This is a genomic window from Spirochaeta thermophila DSM 6192, assembly GCF_000147075.1.
GTDB classification, from domain to species: Bacteria; Spirochaetota; Spirochaetia; order Winmispirales; family Winmispiraceae; genus Winmispira; species Winmispira thermophila_A.
The window spans coordinates 775817-795100 of record NC_014484.1; the positions used below are offsets into that span (position 1 = coordinate 775817).

Here is a 19284-nt window from a genome sequence, read left to right on the forward strand (position 1 = left end):
TACCTTCGGGCACCTTCCTCTAGGATTCTTCCTCGGGGTTGAGAGGGGAGATGTCCACCGAGGCGGCCTTTTCCTTGAAGGAGCGTGAGGGCTTGAAGCGGGGAACCGCGAGTGCAGGCCGTGCGGGCACGAGGATCTCTCCACCCGTGGCAGGATGCCGCATGACCCGTGCCTTGCGTGGGGGGCGTACGGTGAGGCTGAAGGAGCCGAGGGTGCCGAGGCGTACCCGCTCGCCCATGAGCACACCGGCCTCCACGAGGGTGAGGTAGTCGGCGAGGAGTTCCTTCACCACCTTCCGGGGAAGGTCGTGCCGGCGGGAGAGGTACGAGGTGATGGTGCGGAGGGTGAAGTGGTCGATCTCAGTGGGCGTTGCGGGCATGGTGGACCTGTTGATCTTCACGAACCCGTTGGTGAGGTAGATGGTCGCTTCCCTCACCCTTCGCTCCTGCTCTGCAGGGGCGAGCGAGGGATCACAGACCGCTATCTTGTAGACCGCTGAGCTCTGCTTGAGGGCCGATCCCTCGAAAGAGGCGGTCTTCCCCTCTTCCACAGGGGCTGCGAGGCGTACGTCTTCGGCGCGGATGCTCTCCGGCACGTCGGAACGGAACTTGATGGAGGCGTACTCGAGCCACCTCCGATCTTCGCGGACCGGCCCCAGGCTGATGAGCGAGCCTGAATAGGTGAGGATGATGAGGCCTCTCGGATCGTCCGCCTCCACGCGGCCGAGCATCTGCATGCCGAGGCTCTGTGTCTGGCTCGTGAAGAGCTGGAACTTCTTTTCCCACGCGAGCGCGTACCGCTCTTTCAGTTCGTCCCGTTCCTCGGGATTTCCCTCTTGAAGCAGCATCTCTATCTGACGCTGTATTTCATAAGGGAGACGGTCGAATGCATTCATGGTACCCCCTTTTCAAGAAAAGTGTGATAGAATACGCTATAGTATACAATGGAAGGAGGTTCGTATGGAAGTCTTTAATTCACTTGCGCCGGTGATTCAGGAACACATCAAACAGATGGCCAAGACCACGGGTCTTCCTCTAGAGGATGAGACCTACGAGAAGCTCGCGAAGGCCTGGGTCGAGAAGGAGAAGGCCTTTCAGGAGGCGCTCCAGGAACATCGGTTCGAAGAGGTCTCGTTCTTCGGGAAGGACGATCCTCGCGGGCTGCTCGTGCTCACCTACTCGGGGTCGCTCCTTTCCATAGGGCCGCTCAAGGATGGTAAGCGGAGGGTGGAGTACACATCCATCGGCCTGCGCACCGATGTGCCCGACAGCGCCGTGAAGGAGGACTCCGATCTCGCCGAGGATGTGGAGACCGATGCAGTGGTGAAGTTCTCCCGGGGGCCTATCCAGCAGAGTTCTCCGGTCTACAAGATCGCGGTGTTCTCCGAGGAGAAACCGGCCGAGGAGGAGGACGAACTGCTCACCCAGGTGATCCAGGAGCTCAGCGAGGATTTTGCAGAGATCAATAAGACCGTGATCGACTGATGCCGCTCCTTGACGTGCTGGACCAGATACGGGCCAGGGACGGCCTTCCCGAACGGGATGCCTACCTCGCGCTGGTGGAGGAGAGCCTCTCTCTGTTGGAGGGTGAGCCCCCTGTGTACCGACCGCGGGACGTACAGGGCCGGAGTGGGGGGCTCGTGTACCTCGATCCCGAGCTCCCCACCGTGATCGTGCCCGACCTGCACGCGAGGTACGACTTCTTCCACGCCCTCATGCACGCCCGGCTGTTGGGGGCCGGACGGGTGGGGGAGATGCTCGAGGAGGGGCGCATACAGGTGCTCTGCCTGGGCGATGGGTTCCACTCGGAGCGGAGGGGGAGGGAGCGGTGGAAGCAGGCCTTCGACGAGTACGCCACCGCCTTCAGGGTGCGGAGGGCCATGGACGAGGAGATGAAGGAGAGTTTCGCGCTCATGGAGATGGTGATGCGTTGTAAGCTCGCCGCTCCCCGTTGCTTCCACTTTCTGAAGGGAAACCATGAGAACATCCTCAACGAGGAAGGGGAAGGGAACCATCCTTTCAGGAAGTACGCCTTCGAGGGCGAGATGGTGAGGGAGTACGTGCTCCGGTTTTACGGCGAGGACTTCCTCCACACGTATGCGAGGTTCGAGAAGGCGTTGCCTCTCCTCGCGGTAGGAGGGCGTTTCCTCGCCTCCCACGCCGAGCCTGCCGAGGTGTACGACGAGGAGGTGGTGATCAACATGCGGCTCTATCCCGAGGTGATCTACGGCCTCACCTGGACGGACAACGAGGCCGCGGACGAGGGGAGCGTGGAGGGGATGCTCGCGCACTACCTTCCGGACGTGCCCGATGCTGTGTATTTCGGAGGGCACCGCCCGGTCTCCGGTGCTTACATGGAGCGGGCGGGAGGGCGGTACATCCAGGTACACAATCCTTCGCGCTGGGGGGTGGCGGTGGTGATGCCCCAGAGGCCCTTTGATCCAGGAACTGATCTCATCGACATCCACTGAAGGAGGGTGTGGTGGCGGAACAGCCCAAGGAGATAGGCAACTACAAGGTGATCTCGCTCCTCGCACGGGGCGGCATGGGTGCGGTGTACAAGGCCCTCCACCCCGTGCTCAAGCGCCACGTGGTGATAAAGAAGCTTGCCCTCAAGGGGCGGAAGGAGGTCATCGAACGCTTCAAACGTGAGGCGAAGATCCTCCTCGACTGCAAGGACCCCAGGATCGTCCACATGTACGACTATTTCACGGAGGGACGTTCCCACTACATCGTGATGGAGTTCGTGGACGGGATGGCCGTGGATGTGCTCGTCAAGCAGCGGCGCTACCTCCCTGCGCCCCTCGCCCTCTATGTCCTCCGCGAGGTGTGCTATGCCCTCAAGTATGCGCACGACCGAGGTATCGTGCACAGGGACATCAAACCGGCCAACATCCTCATATCCAAGGAAGGTGAGGTCAAACTCACCGACTTCGGCATCGCCGCCGTGGAGAGCGACGAGGAGGAGGATCTCACCCGAGAGGGAATGACCCTCGGCACGCCTTCCTACATGCCACCCGAGCAGTTCAAGGATGCGAAACACGTGGACAAACGGGCCGACATCTACGCCCTCGGCGTGATGCTCTATGAGATGGTGACGGGTAAGCGTCCGTTTCCCGGCAATTTCGCTCCCGAGACCATCATGATGATCCAGAAGGGGCGCTACCTCCCGGTGAAGAAGCTCAATCCCGATGTGCCCCGCACGGTGAGCAGGATCATCCGCAGGACCATCAATCCCAATCCCCGGAGGCGGTTCCAGGATGTGGCCCAGATCATCCGGATGGTGGAGCGCTACCTCTCGCGCTTCGATGAGGCCGAGCTCAGGCATACGCTCTCGGCCATGGTGCTCCAGCCTGCGATCCCCGAGCCCGAGTTCAGGCAACGGAGGCGGGGAGGGCTCGTGGCGGCGCTTCTCGCATTCGGTGTGCTCCTCTTGGGTGGTGCGGGGTACGCGGGATGGCGGACCGGTTTCATCCAGGAGACGGTACTCGCCTCACGGTACGGGCGCCTTGACGTGGAGGTGCGGGTGCCGGCCGGGGTGAAGGAGCCGGAGGAGCTTTTCGTCAAGGGGGTGCTCTTCATCAACGACCGGAACGAGATCCCACCTGCGCCGTATCCACCGTTGCGCTTCGAGTTCGTAGGGGAGGAGGGGGAAACCCTGGTCTTCTCGTCCCGCCCCCTGTACGTGGCGCCCGGTGCCTATCGTCTCAAACTCATGGTGGAAAACAGGGTGTACTGGTATTCCTGGGAGATCCTTCCTCTCTCCGAGGGTGGGCTTCCGCCTCTTCTCGTGGATGTGGGCGAGGTGGCCGTCCGTCCGCTCAGGGTGGAGGGCGTAGCCCGTGACGCCCTCAGCGGCACGAGGATCCTGGAAGGGGTGCGGTTCCTCGTGCTCCTCGACGGTCGCTGGGTGTCGATCGATGAGGTGGAGGCAGGGAGACTGGTGACCGGACGCGTGTGGCGCTTCCGGGCAGAGGCAGAGGGGTACTACCCCGAGGTCTTCTCCCTCCTCATACGCCCGGGGCAGGACGAGCTTATCCTCTCCGCCGCCTTGGTGCCGAAACCGGGGAGGCTCGTGCTCTCGGCGCCCGAGGGCGTCACGTTCCTTCTCGACGGGAAGGAGCGGGTACGTGCAGGGGGACAGGATCTCGGGTGGGTGGATCTCTCTGTCTACCGCGGAGGGGAAGGTGTCTGGGATCTCCCCTCCGGTCGATATGAGGCCACGGTGCGCAAGGGGGGGGAGGAGGCCCGTTTGGTCTTCCTCCTTCCCCCCGAGGGAGAGGTGCGGCTCTCGGTGCGTGAAGGGGAGGGTGGACTCATGCTCATGAAGGAGGAGTAGTATGTCGCTCATGATGAAACGTCTCGTGATGATGCTTCTGGGGGTGGTGGGGGGGATCGTGGTGTGGCCCCTCCTGCTCCTCGTGGAGAGCCTGCAGACGGTCTTTTCGAGCTATCTCGTGTTCTCACTGCTCGAAGGGATGCTCTTCGGCCTCGTCTTCGGTGCGGTCTTCGGTTCCTTCGAGGGGATCGTGGTCTCCTCGCGCCGAAAGGGGCTCCTTGGGCTGCTTTGGGGTGCGATCTTCGGCCTTGCGAGCGGCGCGCTGGGGATCCTCGTCGGCCAGCAGGTGCTCTTCGTGGTGGCCGAAGGTGTGCTCTCGGGGTGGGAACGGGGCCGGGAGGCGGGACTCATGTTCGCGAGCGGGCTCGGCTGGGGGTTCATAGGCCTTCTGGTGGCCCTCACCGAGGGGTTCAGGTCCCGATCCCTGCGCAAGCTCGGGGTGGGGATCGCAGGCGGGCTTGTCGGAGGCCTCGTGGGGGGAAGTGCCCTCCAGGCCTTCAAGCTCTCCTTTCCCGGAAGTCCCTGGGCGCTTCTCGGAGGGCTCGTGCTCTTCGGACTTCTCTTGAGTTTCTTCTATGCCTTCTTCGAGAACCGGTTCTCGTGGGGGGCGCTCAAGGTCCTCACAGGGCCGCTCAAGAACAAGGAATACCACCTCGTCAAGACGAAGATGAGCATCGGGGCCGATCCGAAGTGTGACATCGTGCTCAAGGGGTATGGAGAAGTGCGACCGGTGCACGCCTGGATCATGATGCGTAAGGGAAAGGTGGTGGTCCGAAGGGAGGGGGATGCATCCCTCAGGGTGAACGACCGGACGGTGGAGGAGGCCCAGCTCCGGAGGGAGGATGTCATCGCCTTTGGCAAGGCCAAGCTCATCTACGGCATATTCGTGTAGGAGGGGGGTATGAAGGTACGCTATGCGTTCATGTTGGTGGCCGTCATGTGGCTGGGAGGGGCGCTCTCCTCTCAGACGCTCACCATCACCCAGGTGGACACCTCGTCGCTCCTGTTCACCCAGACGGTGAGGGCCTACTTCTATGTGGACAATCTCCCAGGGGGGAAGGTGCTCACCGCCGCCGACATCGAAGCACGGGAATCTCCCGACGGCGCCTCGTGGCGCCTCCTGCCCGTGCGCTCGGTGCGGCGGGGCGTGAACCGCGAGGAAGGGATCTCGTTCCTCCTCGTGCTCGACGCCTCGGGGAGCATGTGGGACGCTCTCGACGGCACGCCCACGGAAGATCCGGACCGGATGCGGATCACTCATGCAAAGCGGGCGATCCGTGAGTTCCTTCCGCTCCTCTCCGGGCGGGACAGGGTGGGACTCGCGGTGTTCAACCGCACCTATCGGGTGATCCAACCGATCGTCGGCGATCCCTCCCTGGTGCTCGAGAAGCTCGATGCGATCGAGCGTCCCTCCCGCGAGCAGGCCTACACCGAGCTCTACCGCTCGATGGAAGAGGCCCTCACCGACTTCGGGGAGGAGGGGAGACGGCGGGTGCTCGTGGTGCTTTCGGATGGTGAGAACTTTCCGGTGGATCCTTCAGAGAGTCCCTCCACTCCCGGGACCGCGATCGATCTCGCCCACCGCTACGGCATCACCTGCTACGTGATCCACTTCGGTACCGAGAAGGACAGGCTCATAGGGGATCTCGCCTCCGAGACCGGGGGAAGGGTCTTCGATGCGCGCAATGCCCTCGAGCTGGCCTCGGTGTACACCGCGATCCAGGAGCAGGTGCTCCAGGAATATGCGGTCGCCTACTATGCGGCGATGTTCCCGGGTGAACGGAGGTACGTGCGCATAGCCCTGAAGGGTTCCGGCACCTCCGACGAACAGTACTACTACGCCGGCACGGTCCTGGGCAGCGCATCCACCGGTGTGCCGTGGTACGCCCTGGTCCTCATGCTCCTCGCGATCGGTGTGTGGGCCTTCTTCCTCCTCTTCAAGCTGGAGAAGGAGACGACTCAGGCGGGACTCCAGCTCCTCTTCGGTGCCCCCGGCATGGGCACACGCATGTTCGCCCTCGCAGGGACCAAGACCGTGATAGGTGGCGATGCCACGGCCGACATCACCATCACAGGGAACCCCTCGCTCAGGCCGCAGGCGGCCACCATCTACTACGATCCGGATCGGGGCCAGTACACCATCCAGGGCGACGCAGAGCTCACGGTGAACAATCAGCCGGTGACGAGCAAGAAGCTCGAACCGGGGGATGTGATCAATATCTCGGGCACGGTCGTGGTCTTCGATGCACCCGACGAGGAGAAGGGCAAGAGGGGCTAGCGGCGATCACCTCACGGGAGGGGGGTTGGGCCTGTCGCCGCCGCACATGCGAGGAGGGTGATGACGAACGAAATCTGATGTACCGCGCCCAGGGTGTCACCAGTGAGGCCTCCGATTCGGCGGGTGAAGAGCGAGCAGAGGAGACGGACGACGAGTCCCAGGCCGAAGAGGCCGGCACCGAGGGCGAGGAGGGAAGGCCAGCCTCGTTCGAGAACGAGGAGGAGTCCCGGAACGGAGAGGGGAAGGCCGGAGAGGAAGAGGTCGGAGAGAGGGATTCGTCCCACGAAGATCGAACCAAGGCCAGAGGGCCGGGCCGGGGTGGTCCGCCACATGGCGAGCACCGTGGCCCAGCGGGCTGCGATCGGGGCGCCGAGGAGTGCTGGAGCGGAGAGGGGGGAGGGGAGGAGGGAGGTGAGGGCTGCGAGGGCGAGTACGGTGGTGAGGATGAGGGAGAGGTTGCCCGCGGTCCCGGGGTGAGGGTCTTTCATGGCGGCGAGCCGGAGGTGTCGGTCTTCCTCGGGATCGGGATGAGGTCTCACTGCAAGGCCATCGAAGGTATCGGAAAGGCCATCCTGGTGGAAGCCTCCGCCGAGGGCGGTGATGAAGGTGAGGATGAGGGCGGAGGAGAGGAAGGGAGGAAAGAAGAGCGTACAGAGCCGGGCGAGGGCGAGGAGCATCGCTCCCTCCATGAGCCCCACCACCCCCATCCATCCCACCGCCCCCCTCAGTTCCTCCTCGGCCTTCACCCCCACCCCCACCCCCACCCTCCACACCAGCCCCATCGCCACCAGCAGTCCCCTCATCCCTTCCCCCTCGCCACCCCTGCCTCCTCGAAGGTGCGCATCTGCTGGTAGACGCGCACCCCCGCCTCCACCACCCCCATCCCCAGCACCGCACCCGTCCCCTCCCCCAACCGCATCCCCAGGTCCAGGAGCGGGCTGAGCCCCATCGCCTCGAGCATCACGCGGTGCCCCGGCTCGGGCGAGACGTGGCCGGCGAACAGGTAGTCCCTCACCGTGGGGCACAGCCGCCACGCCACCAACGCGCCGGCCGTGCTGATGAGCCCGTCCAGCACCACCGGCACCCTGTGTGCCGCCGCTCCCAGCACCGCCCCGGCGATCGCCCCTATCTCGGCCCCGCCCACCGCTGCCAACACCTCCATCGCCCCCCGCCCCTCGAGCCCGTGCCGCCTCACCCCCTCCTCCACCACCCGCACCTTCTTCGCGAGCCGATCGCCCCTCACCCCTGTGCCCGGCCCTACCACCTCCTCCGCCCTCCTCCCCAGCAAGGCCGCCGCCACCGCGCTTGCCGCCGTGCTGTTCCCTATCCCCATCTCCCCCACCGCCAAGAGCCTGTACCCCCTGGCCACATACTCCTCCGTGCACCGCACCCCCACCTCCATGGATCGTCTCGCCTCCTCCTCGGTCATCGCCGGTTCCTGCAGGAAGTTGCGCGTCCCGTAGACCACCTTCTCCCGGACCAACCCCTCCGTCGGAGGCAGATCCTCCGCCACCCCCACGTCCACCACCACCACATCCGCCCCAACCTGCTTCGCCAGCACATTCACCGCAGCCCTCCCCGAAAGAAAGGTGGAGACCATCTGGACCGTCACCTCCCTCGGGTAGCCCGACACCCCTTCCTCCGCCACACCGTGATCCCCCGCGAACACGAAGACCGCTTTCCGTCCTATATCGGGCATCTCCTCACCCCTGATGGCCACCACCCTTGCCGCACACTCCTCGAGCCGCCCCAGGCTCCCGGGCGGTTTGGTGAGGTTGTCGAGTCGCGCTCGGGCCGTGCGGAACCAGTGCCCCTCCGGACTCCTGATCCGGGCGATCACCTCCTCGAGGATCCCCGGAGATCCCTTCCCCCGCAGCCCCGCTTCACGCTCCCGTGGCCCGTACATCACCGCACCTCCTCCTCGTCGGAACTCACGATCTGTAAAAGCCCTCCCGAACCCTCGGGGCCGGGCACCCATCTCCTCACTTTATCCGGACAGGGATGCCCGTCACCATGAGCACCACCTCGTCCGCTCGAGCGGCGAGTTCCCGATTCACTGAACCGAGCAGATCACGAAACCGCCTTCCGAGAGGGGTAGGGGGGACCAGCCCCATACCCACCTCGTTCGTCACGAGGACGAGGCGAGACCCCTCATCCGTACGCCCCCTCCAGGATTCCACCTCCCTGTGGAAGGCCTCGATACGACCTTCCGGCTCGACCCCCTTCACCAGGAGATTGGAGACCCACACCGCGATGCAATCCATCACCACCACCCCGTCTCGCTGGCGGCCCAGGACCCCGGCGGGGTCCAGCGCCTCCTCCACCGTCTCCCACCCGGAACCACGGTCCTTTCGATGCCGCGCGATGCGTGCACGCATCTCCTCGTCCACGGGCTCCGCCGTTGCGATGAAGACCCGCCTTCCCGAAGGGGGGGCCAGCTCGAGGGCGTAGGCACTCTTTCCGCTTCGCGCCCCTCCAGTGATGAGGATCACCCTTCCCATCCTGCCCCCCTCCCTCCGTGGACCCCCCTCAGCGTACGTTCCCCGACCGTAGGATGGTGATCCCCTGTTCCCTCATGCGGACCACCGCCTTTTCGAAGTCCTCCTGATCGAGGGGCCTCGTAGCGTCCTCCACCACGAAGGTGGCGAATCCCTCGGCGGCCGCATCCATGGCCGTGTAGAAGACGCAGTACTCGCCGGCGAGCCCCGTCACGTACACCTCCCTCACCCCCCGCTCCCGCAGGTACCCGGCGAGCCCCGTGGTCCGCTTCCGGCCGTTGTCGTAGAACCCGCTATAGCTGTCGATCCCGGGATCCGTCCCCTTGCGGACGATCGCCTCCACGGGACGGAGGTCGAGCCCGGGTGCGAACTCCGCGCCCGGGGATCCCTGCACGCAGTGATCGGGCCAGAGCACCTGCTCGAGTCCCTCGAGGGTGATCACCTCGTAGGGCCTCCTCCCCGGATGATTCGATGCGAAGCTCTTGTGTGTGGCAGGGTGCCAGTCCTGGGTGGCCACCACCACGTCGAACCGGCCCATGAGGCGGTTGATCACCGGGATGACGGCATCGCCTTCCGGCACCGGAAGGGCCCCTCCCGGGACGAAATCGTTCTGGACGTCCACGACGATGAGCGCTCTCATACATCCTCCTCCTCACGCGAGATGTAGGGCGCCATGATCTCATCCCGCAGGTGTCGCAAGGCCCTGCTCACCCCCACCTTGTAGATGTGGGGGTACTCGAAACGCTTGTACTCGGGGGGGAGCGCGGCGAGCCGCTCCCTCGCGTACCGGGCGATCTCCTGCACCGTGGGTGCGGGCCCCACACGGCGGCCCTCCTCCATCACCAGGTGGTGGAGCTCCTCGGTCTCGAAGTCCCTCACGCACAGCTTCTTGCCCGGTTCGTACGGGTGGTGGATGGTGTGCGTCCCCTCCTCGTCCGCGAGCAGTATCCCGTCGGCCACCCACCCCCCGTCCCCGTTGGCGTAGCGCACCGCGCGCTTGCGGCCCGGGAGCGTGGTCTTCACGATGGTGTTGGAAATCTTCATCCGCGGCCTTCCTGCGCACATCGAGAGTTTGTACACCCCGTCCAGGGCCGCATCCGGCTGACCGGTCACCATCCTGGTGCCCACGCCGAAGATGTCGATGGGAGCGCCCTGCTCGAGGAGGCTCTTCACCACCCGCTCGTCCAGCTGGTTGGAGACCGCGATCTTCACGTGGGTGAGGCCCGCCTCGTCGAGCATCCTCCTCGCCTTTCGTGAGAGGTAGGCGAGGTCGCCGCTGTCGATCCGGATCCCGCGCAACCTGTGACCGGCTGCCTCGAGCTCCTTCGCCACCGTGATGGCGTGGGGGATCCCGCTTCCCAGGGTATCGTAGGTATCCACCAGGAGGATGCACGAGTCGGGATTGTGCCGCGCGTACTCCCTGAACGCCTCGAGCTCGTTGTCGTAGCTCTGCACGAACGAGTGGGCCATGGTCCCCACCGCCGGGATCCCGTAGCGCCGGGCCGCCTCCATGTTGGAGGTGCTGTCGCACCCTCCTATCACCGCCGCCCTGCTCGCCATGATACCGCCCCAGCCGTGGGCCCGCCGCAGTCCGAAGTCGCTCACCACGCGCTCGCCTGCTGCGAGACGCACCCTCGCCGCCTTGGTGGCGATGAGGGACTGGAAGTTGAGCACCGCGAGAAGGAGGGTCTCTATGAGCTGGGTCTCGAGGAGGCTCCCCTCCACACGGAGGATCGGCTCGTGGGGAAAGGCGATCTCTCCCTCTCTGAAAGAGTAGATACTCCCCCTGAACGAGAACCCCTCGAGGAACGAGAGGAACTCGCTCCTGAACCCGTCGCGTTCCAGGAAGGCGAGATCCTCCTGTGAGAAGCGGAACTCCTCGATGAGCTCGAGGAGGTCTCCGAGCCCGGCGAAGACCAGGAACCCCCCTTCGTAGGGGAGGGTACGGAAGAAGTAGTCGAAGCAGGCGGGAAGCTCGGCCCTGCCGGAGAAGAAGTAGGTCTGGGCCATGGTGAGCTCGTACTTGTCCACGAAGAGGGCGGGATGCAGCTCCACGCGCGTCCTCCTTTCGGGCGTCTCGTTATAAGGTATCGTGAAAAAGGGAAAAAGACAACGCAGCCCCTTCCGGGGCTGCGTCTCGTCTCACTGCTTCACCGATCCTGCGAGGAGGCCCCTTATGAAGTACTTTCCCAGGAGCAGGTACACGAGGAGCGGCGGGAGGGCGGCGAGGAGCGCGCCCGCCATCTGGACATTCCACTCGACGATCTGGCTGCCCGCCAGGTTCTGGAGGGCCACGGTGATGGGCTGCACCCGAGGGTTCTGGGTGATGGTCACCGCGAAGAGGAACTCGTTCCAGATACTCGTCATCTGCCAGATCACCACCACGACGAAGGCCGGGGCCGAGAGCGGGAGGAGGATGTGCCGGTAGATCCTGAAGAGCCCCAGGCCGTCGATCTGAGCCGCCTCTATGAGCGACCCCGGTATCTCGGTGTAGTAGTTGCGGAAGATGAGGGTGGTGATGGGGATCCCATAGACCACATGGGTGAGGATGAGTCCCGGCAGGGTGCCGTAGAGCCGTATCCTGCTGAGGAACTGCACCAGGGGGATAAGGATGCTCTGATAGGGGATGAACATCCCGAAGAGCACGAAGGCGAAGAGCAGGTTCGCCCCCGGGAACCGCCACTTGGCGAAGATGTACCCGTTGATCGACCCCAGGAAGGCGCTCAGGATGGTCGCCGGCACCGTGAGGAGCACGCTGTTCACGAAATTCGGCCCCAGTTTCTCGAGGGCCTTGGCGAACCCCTCGAGCGACACGGTACGGGGGAGCGACCACATGTTCTGGATGTTCACCTCCGTGAAGGACTTGAGGCTCGTGGCGAGGAGGACGTACACCGGTACGAGGAAGAAGACGGCTCCCACCACGAGCACCAGGTAGAGGGCGATCCTCGCCGCCGCCTTCTGCCGGAGCGCGTACTCCGCCCTCATGCGCGCCTCCCTTCCCTGAAGACCGACACCAGGTAGGGGACGATCACCACCGCCACGAGAAAGAGCATCACCATGGAGATGACCGCACCCTGGGCGTAGTGGTTGCCCCTGAAGGTGGTCTCGAACATGAAGATGCCCGGGAAATCCGTGGCGAATGCCGGCCCCTTGCCGGTCATCACGTAGACCAGGTCGAAGATCTTGAGAGAGATGTGCCCCAGCACGATGAGTGCGGAGAGGGTGATGGGCTTGAGGAGGGGAAGGATCACGAGCGTGAGCCTCTGGAAGTAGGTGGCCCCGTCGATCATGCTCGCCTCGATGACATCCTCGGGGATCCCCCTGAGGGCGGCGAGGTACATGGCCATGGTGTAGCCGGAGAACTGCCACGAGGCGGCGATGATGAGGGGGATGAGCGCCACGTGGAAAGGCCCCACGGTCGACGGATCGGTGTACCACCCCCAGGTCACGGGGATACCCAGCTTCTGCAACAGGGCGTTGAGGCCCACCGTGGGGTTGAAGATCCACCTCCACGCGACACCCGTGACCACGAAGCTTATCGCCATGGGGAAGAGGTAGATCGTCCTGAAGACATCCTCCCCCTTCACCGACCGCTCCAAAAGCAGGGCGAGGGCGAGTCCAGTGGTGACGGTGAGGCCGAGAAAGAAGATGGTGAAGAAGAGGGTGTTCCAGAGATCGGTCTGGAACCGCTGGGTCTGGAAGGTTTCAATGTAGTTCTTGAACCCCACGTAGGTGAAGTTGGGGAGGATCCCATCCCATGCGGAGACCGAGACCCTGAACGACCAGATGATGAATCCGTAGACGAAGATGCCCACGGCGATGATCGAGGGAAGCACGACCGCAGCGGCCTTCAGCAGTTCCCTTCGCTGATACAGCATATCGCGCTCCTTCCTGGTATGTAGAGAAAGAGGGTCCGTCCCCGGATGGGAACGGACCCTTCGACCGGCTTACTTCTTCGCGTACTTGTCGGCGATCTTCTGGAGCTGGGCCGCGGCCTTGTCCACGTCCCTGTCGGCCACCAGCACCGAGACCACGTCGTTGAGTTCGGTCACCCAGGCCTCGGAGGCGGCGGCGCCGTGGGCCACGGACGGGATGATCTCGTTCGAGGCGAAGTCGTCCATGGCAGCCTGGAGATACTCGTCATAGAGCGAACGGTCTCCATCGATCCGGCTGGGTATGGAGCCTTTCTTCGGATTGAAGGCATCCTGTCCCTCTCTGGAGGCGCACACGGTGAGCCACTTTATGGCCGCATCCCGGTGCGGGGCTCCCTTGGGCAGTCCGAAGGAGTCGGAGAGCATGATGAACATACCGCTCGTGCTGGGAGAGGGCGACCAGCCGTAGTCGACCCCCACCTTGAGCCCCTTGGACTTGAAGTAGCCGTGCGCCCAGTCGCCCATGATGGTCATGGCCGCCTTGCCGTCGGCCACGTACTGGGCTGCGGCGTCCCAGCTCAGGGCTGCGTGATCGCTGTTCACGTACTCGAGCATGCGAACGAAGGTGGTGAGGGCCCTCTTGGTCTCGGCGCCGTCCCATCGCGTCGTGCCGTTCCAGAGGCCGCGGTACCGTTCAGGACCCAGGCTCCCCGCGAGCACGGACTCGAGCAGATGGGTGGAGGCCCAGATCCCGTTGTCGCCGAGTGCGAGGGGGGTGATGCCCTTGTCGGCGAGGGTCTCCGCCACGGAGAAGAACTCGTCGAAGGTCCTGGGCGGGGTGAGTCCGTTCTGATCGAAGACCTTCTTGTTGTACCACAGCACGTTCGAGCGGTGGATGTTCACGGGCACGCTGTAGATCTCTCCCTGATAGGAGATGATGTCGATCACCCCTTTGGGGTACTTGTCGAGGAACCCGTTCTCCTCGAAGATGAAGGTGATGGGCTCCATGGCACCGGCCACCACCCAGGTGTCGATGAGCTCGTGACCCGCGTGCACCTGGAAGCTGTCGGGCGGGTTGCCTCCCTGCATCCGGGTGGCGAGGACGGCCTTGGCATTGGATCCCGCGCCCCCTGCCACCGTGGCGTTGATCACCTCGATCTCGGGATACTTCTGATTGAAGACCTCGATGAGGGCTTCGAGACCTTCGGCCTCACCCCCTGCGGTCCACCAGCTGAAGATCTCCACCTTGTTCTCTTCCTCCTTCTGCGCACCCGCCCACACCGTTGCTGCGAGCACGACGCAGAGGAGAAGTCCTGTGAGTATGCGTCTCATGTGCACCTCCTCGTAAAGGGTGTATATGTACGATATAGCAATAAGGATGCCAAACGTGTTCATCACATGAAGAAGACGGTCCATACAACTCGTTTCGATGTAATGTGTTGTATTGGGATGACTCCGTTCGATTCCGTTCCTTTATCTTCATGGGGCCGATTGTTCCCTCATGGAAACAGGAGTGTTTCCTCAGGGATACATTCACAGGCCGTATTCCCGTATCCTGTGGTAGAGGGTCTTGCGGGAAATGCCCAGGAGACGGGCCGTCTCGCTTATGTGGTAACCGGTCCGCCTCAGGGCATCCTCGATGAGGGCGCGCTCGAGCTCACGGGTGTGGCGGCGTACTGCCTCGGGAAGGGTCTCGCCCTCCTTCAACGAGGGGCGGGAACCGGGAGCCCTGGGGAGATCGATGCGGTCGATGAGGGGTCCCTCTGCGAGGAGCACGGCGTTGGTGATGACATTCTTGAGCTGCCGGATGTTGCCGGGCCAGGTGTAGGAGACGAGGGCCCGCTCCACCTCCGGGGTGAAGCCTTCCACCTTGCGGTGGTACCGGAGCCTCGCCTCCTTGAGGAAGAGGTAGGCGAGGGGGAGGATGTCCTCCTTGCGTTCCCTGAGCGGGGGAAGGTGTATGTGGATGACCTTGAGCCGGTAGAAGAGATCGCTCCTGAAGAGCCCTTCCTCGACCCGTCTCTCTATGGGGGCATTGGTGGCTGCGATGATCCGGCACTCGGCGGTGAGGGGTCTGCTCCCCCCGATCCGGTGGAAGGTCCGCTCTTCCAGGACGTGGAGGAGTTTGGCCTGCATCGCGAGGCTCATCTCCCCGATCTCGTCCAGGAAGAGGGTGCCTCGGCCCGCCTGCTCGAACTTGCCGCGGGTGCGTTCCACCGCCCCGGTGAAGGCCCCCCGTTCGTGTCCGAAGAGTTCACTCTCGAGGAGGGTCTCGGGGATGGCGGCGCAGTTGATCTCTATGAAAGGCCTGTCCTTCCGCACGCTCTCGTAGTGGATCCTCCTGGCCGTGACCTCCTTGCCGGTGCCGGTTTCTCCTGTGATGAGCACGGGGACGTCGAGGTCTTTCACCTTCTGGATGGTGACTTCCACCTGGTGCATGAGGGGGTGCCGGCTCCTGAAGGGCTCGCGTTCCTCCTTCGACCACCGGGCCTCGAGGATGGCCTGCTGTTCTGCGCGGCGCCGCATGTCCTCCCACTCCCGTTCCAGGAGGGAGAGGAGGAGGGTGTGGTCCACCGGCTTGGTGAGGAAGTTGCGGGCGCCCATCCGCATGCACTCCACGGCGGTAGGGATGTCGCCGTACCCGGTGATCACCAGGACCGCCACGTGCGGGTGGTGTGCCACCATCTCCGCGAGGAGGCTCATCCCGTCGTCCTTCCCCAGCCTGAGGTCGAGGAGGGCGATGTCCACCTCGTGGCGCATGAGGATCTCGCGGGCCTCGCTGGCGGTGCGGGCGAGAAGGACGCGGTAGCCCTGCACTTCCAGGAACTTCTTGAGACCGAGAAGAAGGCCTTCTTCGTCGTCAACGATGAGTACTACCGGCTGCACGTAGTCGTACCTCCACGGTGGCGCCGGAGGGGGTCCGGTTCCGTACCGCGATCCTCCCGCCGGCTCGTTGTATGATGTGATGGGTGATGGTCATGCCCAATCCGGTCCCTTCCGCCTTGGTGGTGAAGAGGGGGGCGAAGAGGTGGGACTCCGAGGGTTCGGGAAACCCGGGTCCCGTGTCGTGGAAGGCGATGACCAGGGCATCGTCCACGGCACGTGCCTCCACCTGGATGGAGCCGCCTTCTCCTATGGATTCCATGGCGTTCTTGAGGATGTTGAGGGCCACCTGCTTGAGCTCCGCCTCCGAGATGAGGGCGGAGGGAAGCGGGCCTGTGCTGGTGTAGGAGAGCGCTATCCTCTTCTGTCTCGCCTGGGGGGTGAGGAGGCCGATGGTGTCCCTGAGGGTCTGGTCGACGTCGCAGGGGCCCTCGGTGCGTCCCCGTGCGTGGGAGAGGATGGTCTTCACGAGGTTTCCTATCCTGGTGATCTCTTTTTCGATCCAGAGGAGGGATTCGCGGCGCTCCGGATTCTCTTCCACCGAGAGGAGGTAGGCGAGATGGGAGCTTATGGCGCCAAGGGGGTTGTTGATCTCGTGGGCGAGGCCTGCCGAGAGGGCGCCGAGGGCGGAGATGCGCTCGCTTATGAGGAGGGTCCTCCAGAGGGCCTCCAGTTCGGTGACTTCTTCGAAGACGAGGAGGGCCTTGGGTTCTCCTTTTTTCCTGTCGGCGGATTCGAAGGGTTGTATCTTGAGGGTGAAGACGCGTTCCGAGGAGGCGAGGCGTACGCGTTCGAGGGTGGTGGGCCGGGAGAGGTCGAGGTCCTCGACCGGGGTGGGGAGGTGGAAGGAGGCGGAGATGAGGGAGGTGGCGAGACGGCCGAGGATGTGGGGAGGGGAGGTGCCCAGCATCTCGGCGAAGTAAGTGTTGCAGAACTCGATCGTGCCGTCGGGGCGGACCACCACGATACCGGCGCGGAGCGATGAGACGATCTGGCGGTTGTACGAGGTGAGACGGGCGATCTCACGGTACTGTTCGCGGATGATCCGCTCTTCCTCGAGGAGGGTCTTCACGATGTGTGAGGCCTGATGGGCGATGAGACCGATCTCGTCGCGGGAGGAGAGAGGGGGGAGGGGGTGCTCCTGGGCGTGGGGGAGCCAGGCGAGGAGGCGCTGGAGGGGGGAGAGGAAGTGGGTGGTGCTCCCGGCGGCGAGGGCGGCGGAGATGAGGAGGGTGAGGAGGAAGAGGGCGAGGATGGTCAGGCCGATGGTGCGCAGGTCGATCTTGCCGGGAAGGGCGGAGCGGAGGGTGATGAGGTAGAGTCCTTCGGGGACTTCGCCGGAGAGGAGACGGGTGTAGGCGAGGAAGGGATGGTTGCCTATGCGAATCTCACGGAAGGCGGCGTCGAGGGGAGGGGTGAAGCGGGGAGTCTGGGAGGCGAGGATGTGTTCAGGGGTGGAGAGGGCCACGCGGGTATCCCGCGAGGGGTTCCACGCGAGGAGGCGGTCCTCGTCGACCAGGGTGAAGAGGAGGACGTGGCCCGATCCTGCGGGGGTGTGGTAGGGCGAGCCGGCGACGAGGAGGAGGGAGGGGCGGCCGTACACGGGGGCGAGGAGGTAGAGGGCGCGGGGGAACCGGAAGGAGGAGAGGGAGAGGGAGGGGAGGGCGAAGGGTTCCCGGATACGGTAGCTGTAGTGGTCCACGAGGATGCGGCCGCCCTGGTCGAGAAGTACCACCCGGTCGGCGGGCGTGGTGGCGCAGATGAGCGAGCCGAGACGGGGAAGGGTGGGGGAGGGAGTTTCCAGGTGGGAGTTGAGGAGGGCGAGGGCGTTGAGCATGTCCCTCTTGAGCGCCTCGAGCGAGCCCTTCACCGTCTCCCACGTGCCGGTGAGGATCTCCTCCTCGGTGCGCCTCAGCCGCTCACTGTAGAAGAGGAGCACAAACGCGGTATTGAGCGCCGTGTGCAGGACGAGGAGACTCGAGAAGACGAGTATGAGCTTTGTCCGGAGTTTCACCTACCGGCTTACTATACCCCCTCTCCTCTCCGCGGTCAACGAAGACGTGCACTACGACCTCAGCATACCCTCCCTGAGGATCGAAAGGAGGTCGACGTCCACCATGTACCCCCCCATCTCCACGTACCGCGTACCGGGTCTCCCGTGCTCCACCACGCCGAAGGGCCCCTTGAAGTTCCAGAGGGCGTAACCCCATCCCCACTCGCGGTAGAGGGAGATCACGTCCTCGAACCACCGGAGGGCCGTAGGGTTCTCCACCTGGTTGTAGCATCCGAACTCCCCGATGTGGACGGTCACCCCTCGGGCGGCCACCTCGAGCCAGGGGCGGTAGAAGACGCGGAGCGTCTCCCTGTCCCAGGCCGCTCCTTCCCAGACGAGTCCGGGGTAGTTCGGGCGCTCCTTCACCTTCTCGTGATCGGGCCACCACCGGGCACGGTAGTGGGTCAGGGCCATGGGTTGGTACCCCCGCCCGCTGTGGATCACCCCGAGATCGGCGAGTTCGGGCATGGCCTGGTGGCCGCCGCCCACCCCGTCGATCACGATGGTCCGATCCGGATCGATGGCCCGTACGGCCTCCACGGTCCGCCTCATGAGGGCCTCGTGCACCTCCCTGGTGAACCCGTACTGTCCCTCCTCCGGCGGCTCGTTGAGGAGGTCGAAGCTCAGCTCCTCTCCCGGGATGTCCCGGTACCTCCGGGCGAAGCCCTCCCAGAGGAAGACGAATGCATCCTGTGCCTCGCGGTCTGTCCAGAGATTGTGGCGTTCGAGGTCGTTACGGTTGATGCAGTATCCCGGTGCCCGGTGAAGGTTGAGGGAGACATGCAACCCACGGTTCCTGCATGCCTCGATATAGGCGTCGATCCGCTCGAGGACCCGCTCGTCCGGATGGAAGTAGTCGAATCCCTCCGTCCAGAACCTGTAGTCCATGGGGATCCGGATGAAGTTGAATCCCCAGTCCCCGATGAGGTCGAGGGCTCGTTCATCCGCAGGCTCTGGGGAAGGATGTTCGGGATCGCGCGTGAAGATCCACTGCAGGTTGAAGCCGTAGTAGGGCATGCGTCCTCCTCGTGGTTTTGTGCCACTATGATACCGGTTTCCATGAAAAAGGCAATACCCCTTGCCCCGGGCCACCCGGAAAGGTACCATGAAACACATGTCGGTCCTGCGCAGGATCCCCCTCTTCCTCATCCTCCTCGGCCTCGCCGCCGAGGAACCCGCTCCCTGGTGGTACATCGCCACCGGGAACGCGGCCGCCCCCCCCGTGCCCCTCTCCCCCTCCGCCGTCCTCCTCGCCACCGACGACCGCACCCTCACCCTCCTCTCCCTCTCCGGCACCCCCCTCCGCACCACCACCCTTCCCGACCGCCCCCGCACCCTCCTCGCCTCACCCCCCCACGGCCC

17 protein-coding genes are annotated in these 19284 nt (G+C 64.2%); 5 read left to right on the top strand and 12 right to left on the bottom strand.

The window, feature by feature from the left end:
- Positions 1 to 19: 19 nt before the first annotated feature.
- Positions 20 to 895 (bottom strand): HU family DNA-binding protein, encoded by an 876-nt coding sequence (locus STHERM_RS03420; protein ID WP_013313493.1) that lies wholly within the window; start codon positions 893 to 895, stop codon positions 20 to 22.
- A gap of 64 nt (positions 896 to 959) precedes the next feature.
- Between STHERM_RS03420 and STHERM_RS03425 the strand changes: the two genes are divergently transcribed.
- Genes STHERM_RS03425 through STHERM_RS03445 form a run of 5 tightly spaced genes read left to right on the top strand, consistent with a single transcriptional unit; the run spans position 960 to position 6616 of the window.
- Entirely contained in the window at positions 960 to 1484 is a 525-nt protein-coding gene (locus STHERM_RS03425) for a hypothetical protein (RefSeq protein WP_013313494.1), read from the top strand.
- Positions 1484 to 2470 (top strand): metallophosphoesterase, encoded by a 987-nt coding sequence (locus tag STHERM_RS03430; protein WP_013313495.1) that lies wholly within the window; start codon positions 1484 to 1486, stop codon positions 2468 to 2470. Before STHERM_RS03425 ends, STHERM_RS03430 begins: the two co-directional genes overlap by 1 nt.
- A gap of 11 nt (positions 2471 to 2481) precedes the next feature.
- Positions 2482 to 4338 carry a serine/threonine-protein kinase gene (locus STHERM_RS03435; protein ID WP_013313496.1) on the top strand — a complete coding sequence of 619 codons (1857 nt, stop codon included), beginning with the start codon at positions 2482 to 2484 and terminating at the stop codon, positions 4336 to 4338.
- A gap of 1 nt (position 4339) precedes the next feature.
- A complete protein-coding gene (locus STHERM_RS03440) occupies positions 4340 to 5230 on the top strand; it encodes an FHA domain-containing protein (RefSeq protein ID WP_013313497.1) in 891 nt (296 codons plus the stop codon).
- A 9-nt stretch (positions 5231 to 5239) separates the two neighbouring features.
- Positions 5240 to 6616: a VWA domain-containing protein gene (locus tag STHERM_RS03445; protein WP_013313498.1), complete on the top strand. Its 1377-nt coding sequence runs from the start codon at positions 5240 to 5242 to the stop codon at positions 6614 to 6616.
- 11 nt (positions 6617 to 6627) lie between these two features.
- On the opposite strand, the gene STHERM_RS03450 is transcribed toward STHERM_RS03445, so the two are convergent.
- The 11 genes from STHERM_RS03450 to STHERM_RS03500 form a co-directional block, all read right to left on the bottom strand.
- Positions 6628 to 7419, bottom strand: coding sequence for an adenosylcobinamide-GDP ribazoletransferase (locus STHERM_RS03450; RefSeq protein WP_013313499.1), 792 nt, complete (start codon positions 7417 to 7419; stop codon positions 6628 to 6630).
- Positions 7416 to 8522, bottom strand: coding sequence for a nicotinate-nucleotide--dimethylbenzimidazole phosphoribosyltransferase (cobT, locus tag STHERM_RS03455; protein WP_013313500.1), 1107 nt, complete (start codon positions 8520 to 8522; stop codon positions 7416 to 7418). The genes STHERM_RS03450 and cobT overlap by 4 nt, the downstream gene beginning before the upstream one ends.
- Positions 8523 to 8598: 76 nt before the next feature.
- Positions 8599 to 9117, bottom strand: coding sequence for a bifunctional adenosylcobinamide kinase/adenosylcobinamide-phosphate guanylyltransferase (gene cobU, locus STHERM_RS03460; protein WP_013313501.1), 519 nt, complete (start codon positions 9115 to 9117; stop codon positions 8599 to 8601).
- A gap of 28 nt (positions 9118 to 9145) precedes the next feature.
- Positions 9146 to 9754: a bifunctional nicotinamidase/pyrazinamidase gene (gene pncA, locus STHERM_RS03465; protein WP_013313502.1), complete on the bottom strand. Its 609-nt coding sequence runs from the start codon at positions 9752 to 9754 to the stop codon at positions 9146 to 9148.
- Positions 9751 to 11169: a nicotinate phosphoribosyltransferase gene (locus STHERM_RS03470; RefSeq protein WP_013313503.1), complete on the bottom strand. Its 1419-nt coding sequence runs from the start codon at positions 11167 to 11169 to the stop codon at positions 9751 to 9753. The genes pncA and STHERM_RS03470 overlap by 4 nt, the downstream gene beginning before the upstream one ends.
- Positions 11170 to 11256: 87 nt before the next feature.
- Positions 11257 to 12099, bottom strand: a complete 843-nt coding sequence (locus STHERM_RS03475) for a carbohydrate ABC transporter permease (RefSeq protein ID WP_013313504.1) — start codon at positions 12097 to 12099, stop codon at positions 11257 to 11259.
- Positions 12096 to 12992, bottom strand: a complete 897-nt coding sequence (locus STHERM_RS03480; protein ID WP_013313505.1) for a carbohydrate ABC transporter permease — start codon at positions 12990 to 12992, stop codon at positions 12096 to 12098. The genes STHERM_RS03475 and STHERM_RS03480 overlap by 4 nt, the downstream gene beginning before the upstream one ends.
- A gap of 69 nt (positions 12993 to 13061) precedes the next feature.
- Positions 13062 to 14318 (bottom strand): ABC transporter substrate-binding protein, encoded by a 1257-nt coding sequence (locus STHERM_RS03485; protein ID WP_041623212.1) that lies wholly within the window; start codon positions 14316 to 14318, stop codon positions 13062 to 13064.
- Positions 14319 to 14519: 201 nt separating this feature from the next.
- Positions 14520 to 15872: a sigma-54-dependent transcriptional regulator gene (locus tag STHERM_RS03490; protein ID WP_013313507.1), complete on the bottom strand. Its 1353-nt coding sequence runs from the start codon at positions 15870 to 15872 to the stop codon at positions 14520 to 14522.
- The gene (locus STHERM_RS12635; protein WP_013313508.1) at positions 15847 to 17883 is read right to left on the bottom strand and encodes a sensor histidine kinase; all 2037 of its coding nucleotides are present in this window, start codon (positions 17881 to 17883) and stop codon (positions 15847 to 15849) included. Before STHERM_RS12635 ends, STHERM_RS03490 begins: the two co-directional genes overlap by 26 nt.
- A 51-nt stretch (positions 17884 to 17934) precedes the next feature.
- Entirely contained in the window at positions 17935 to 19257 is a 1323-nt protein-coding gene (locus STHERM_RS03500) for a glycoside hydrolase family 5 protein (RefSeq protein WP_257719905.1), read from the bottom strand.
- Between the last annotated feature and the right edge of the window lie 27 nt (positions 19258 to 19284).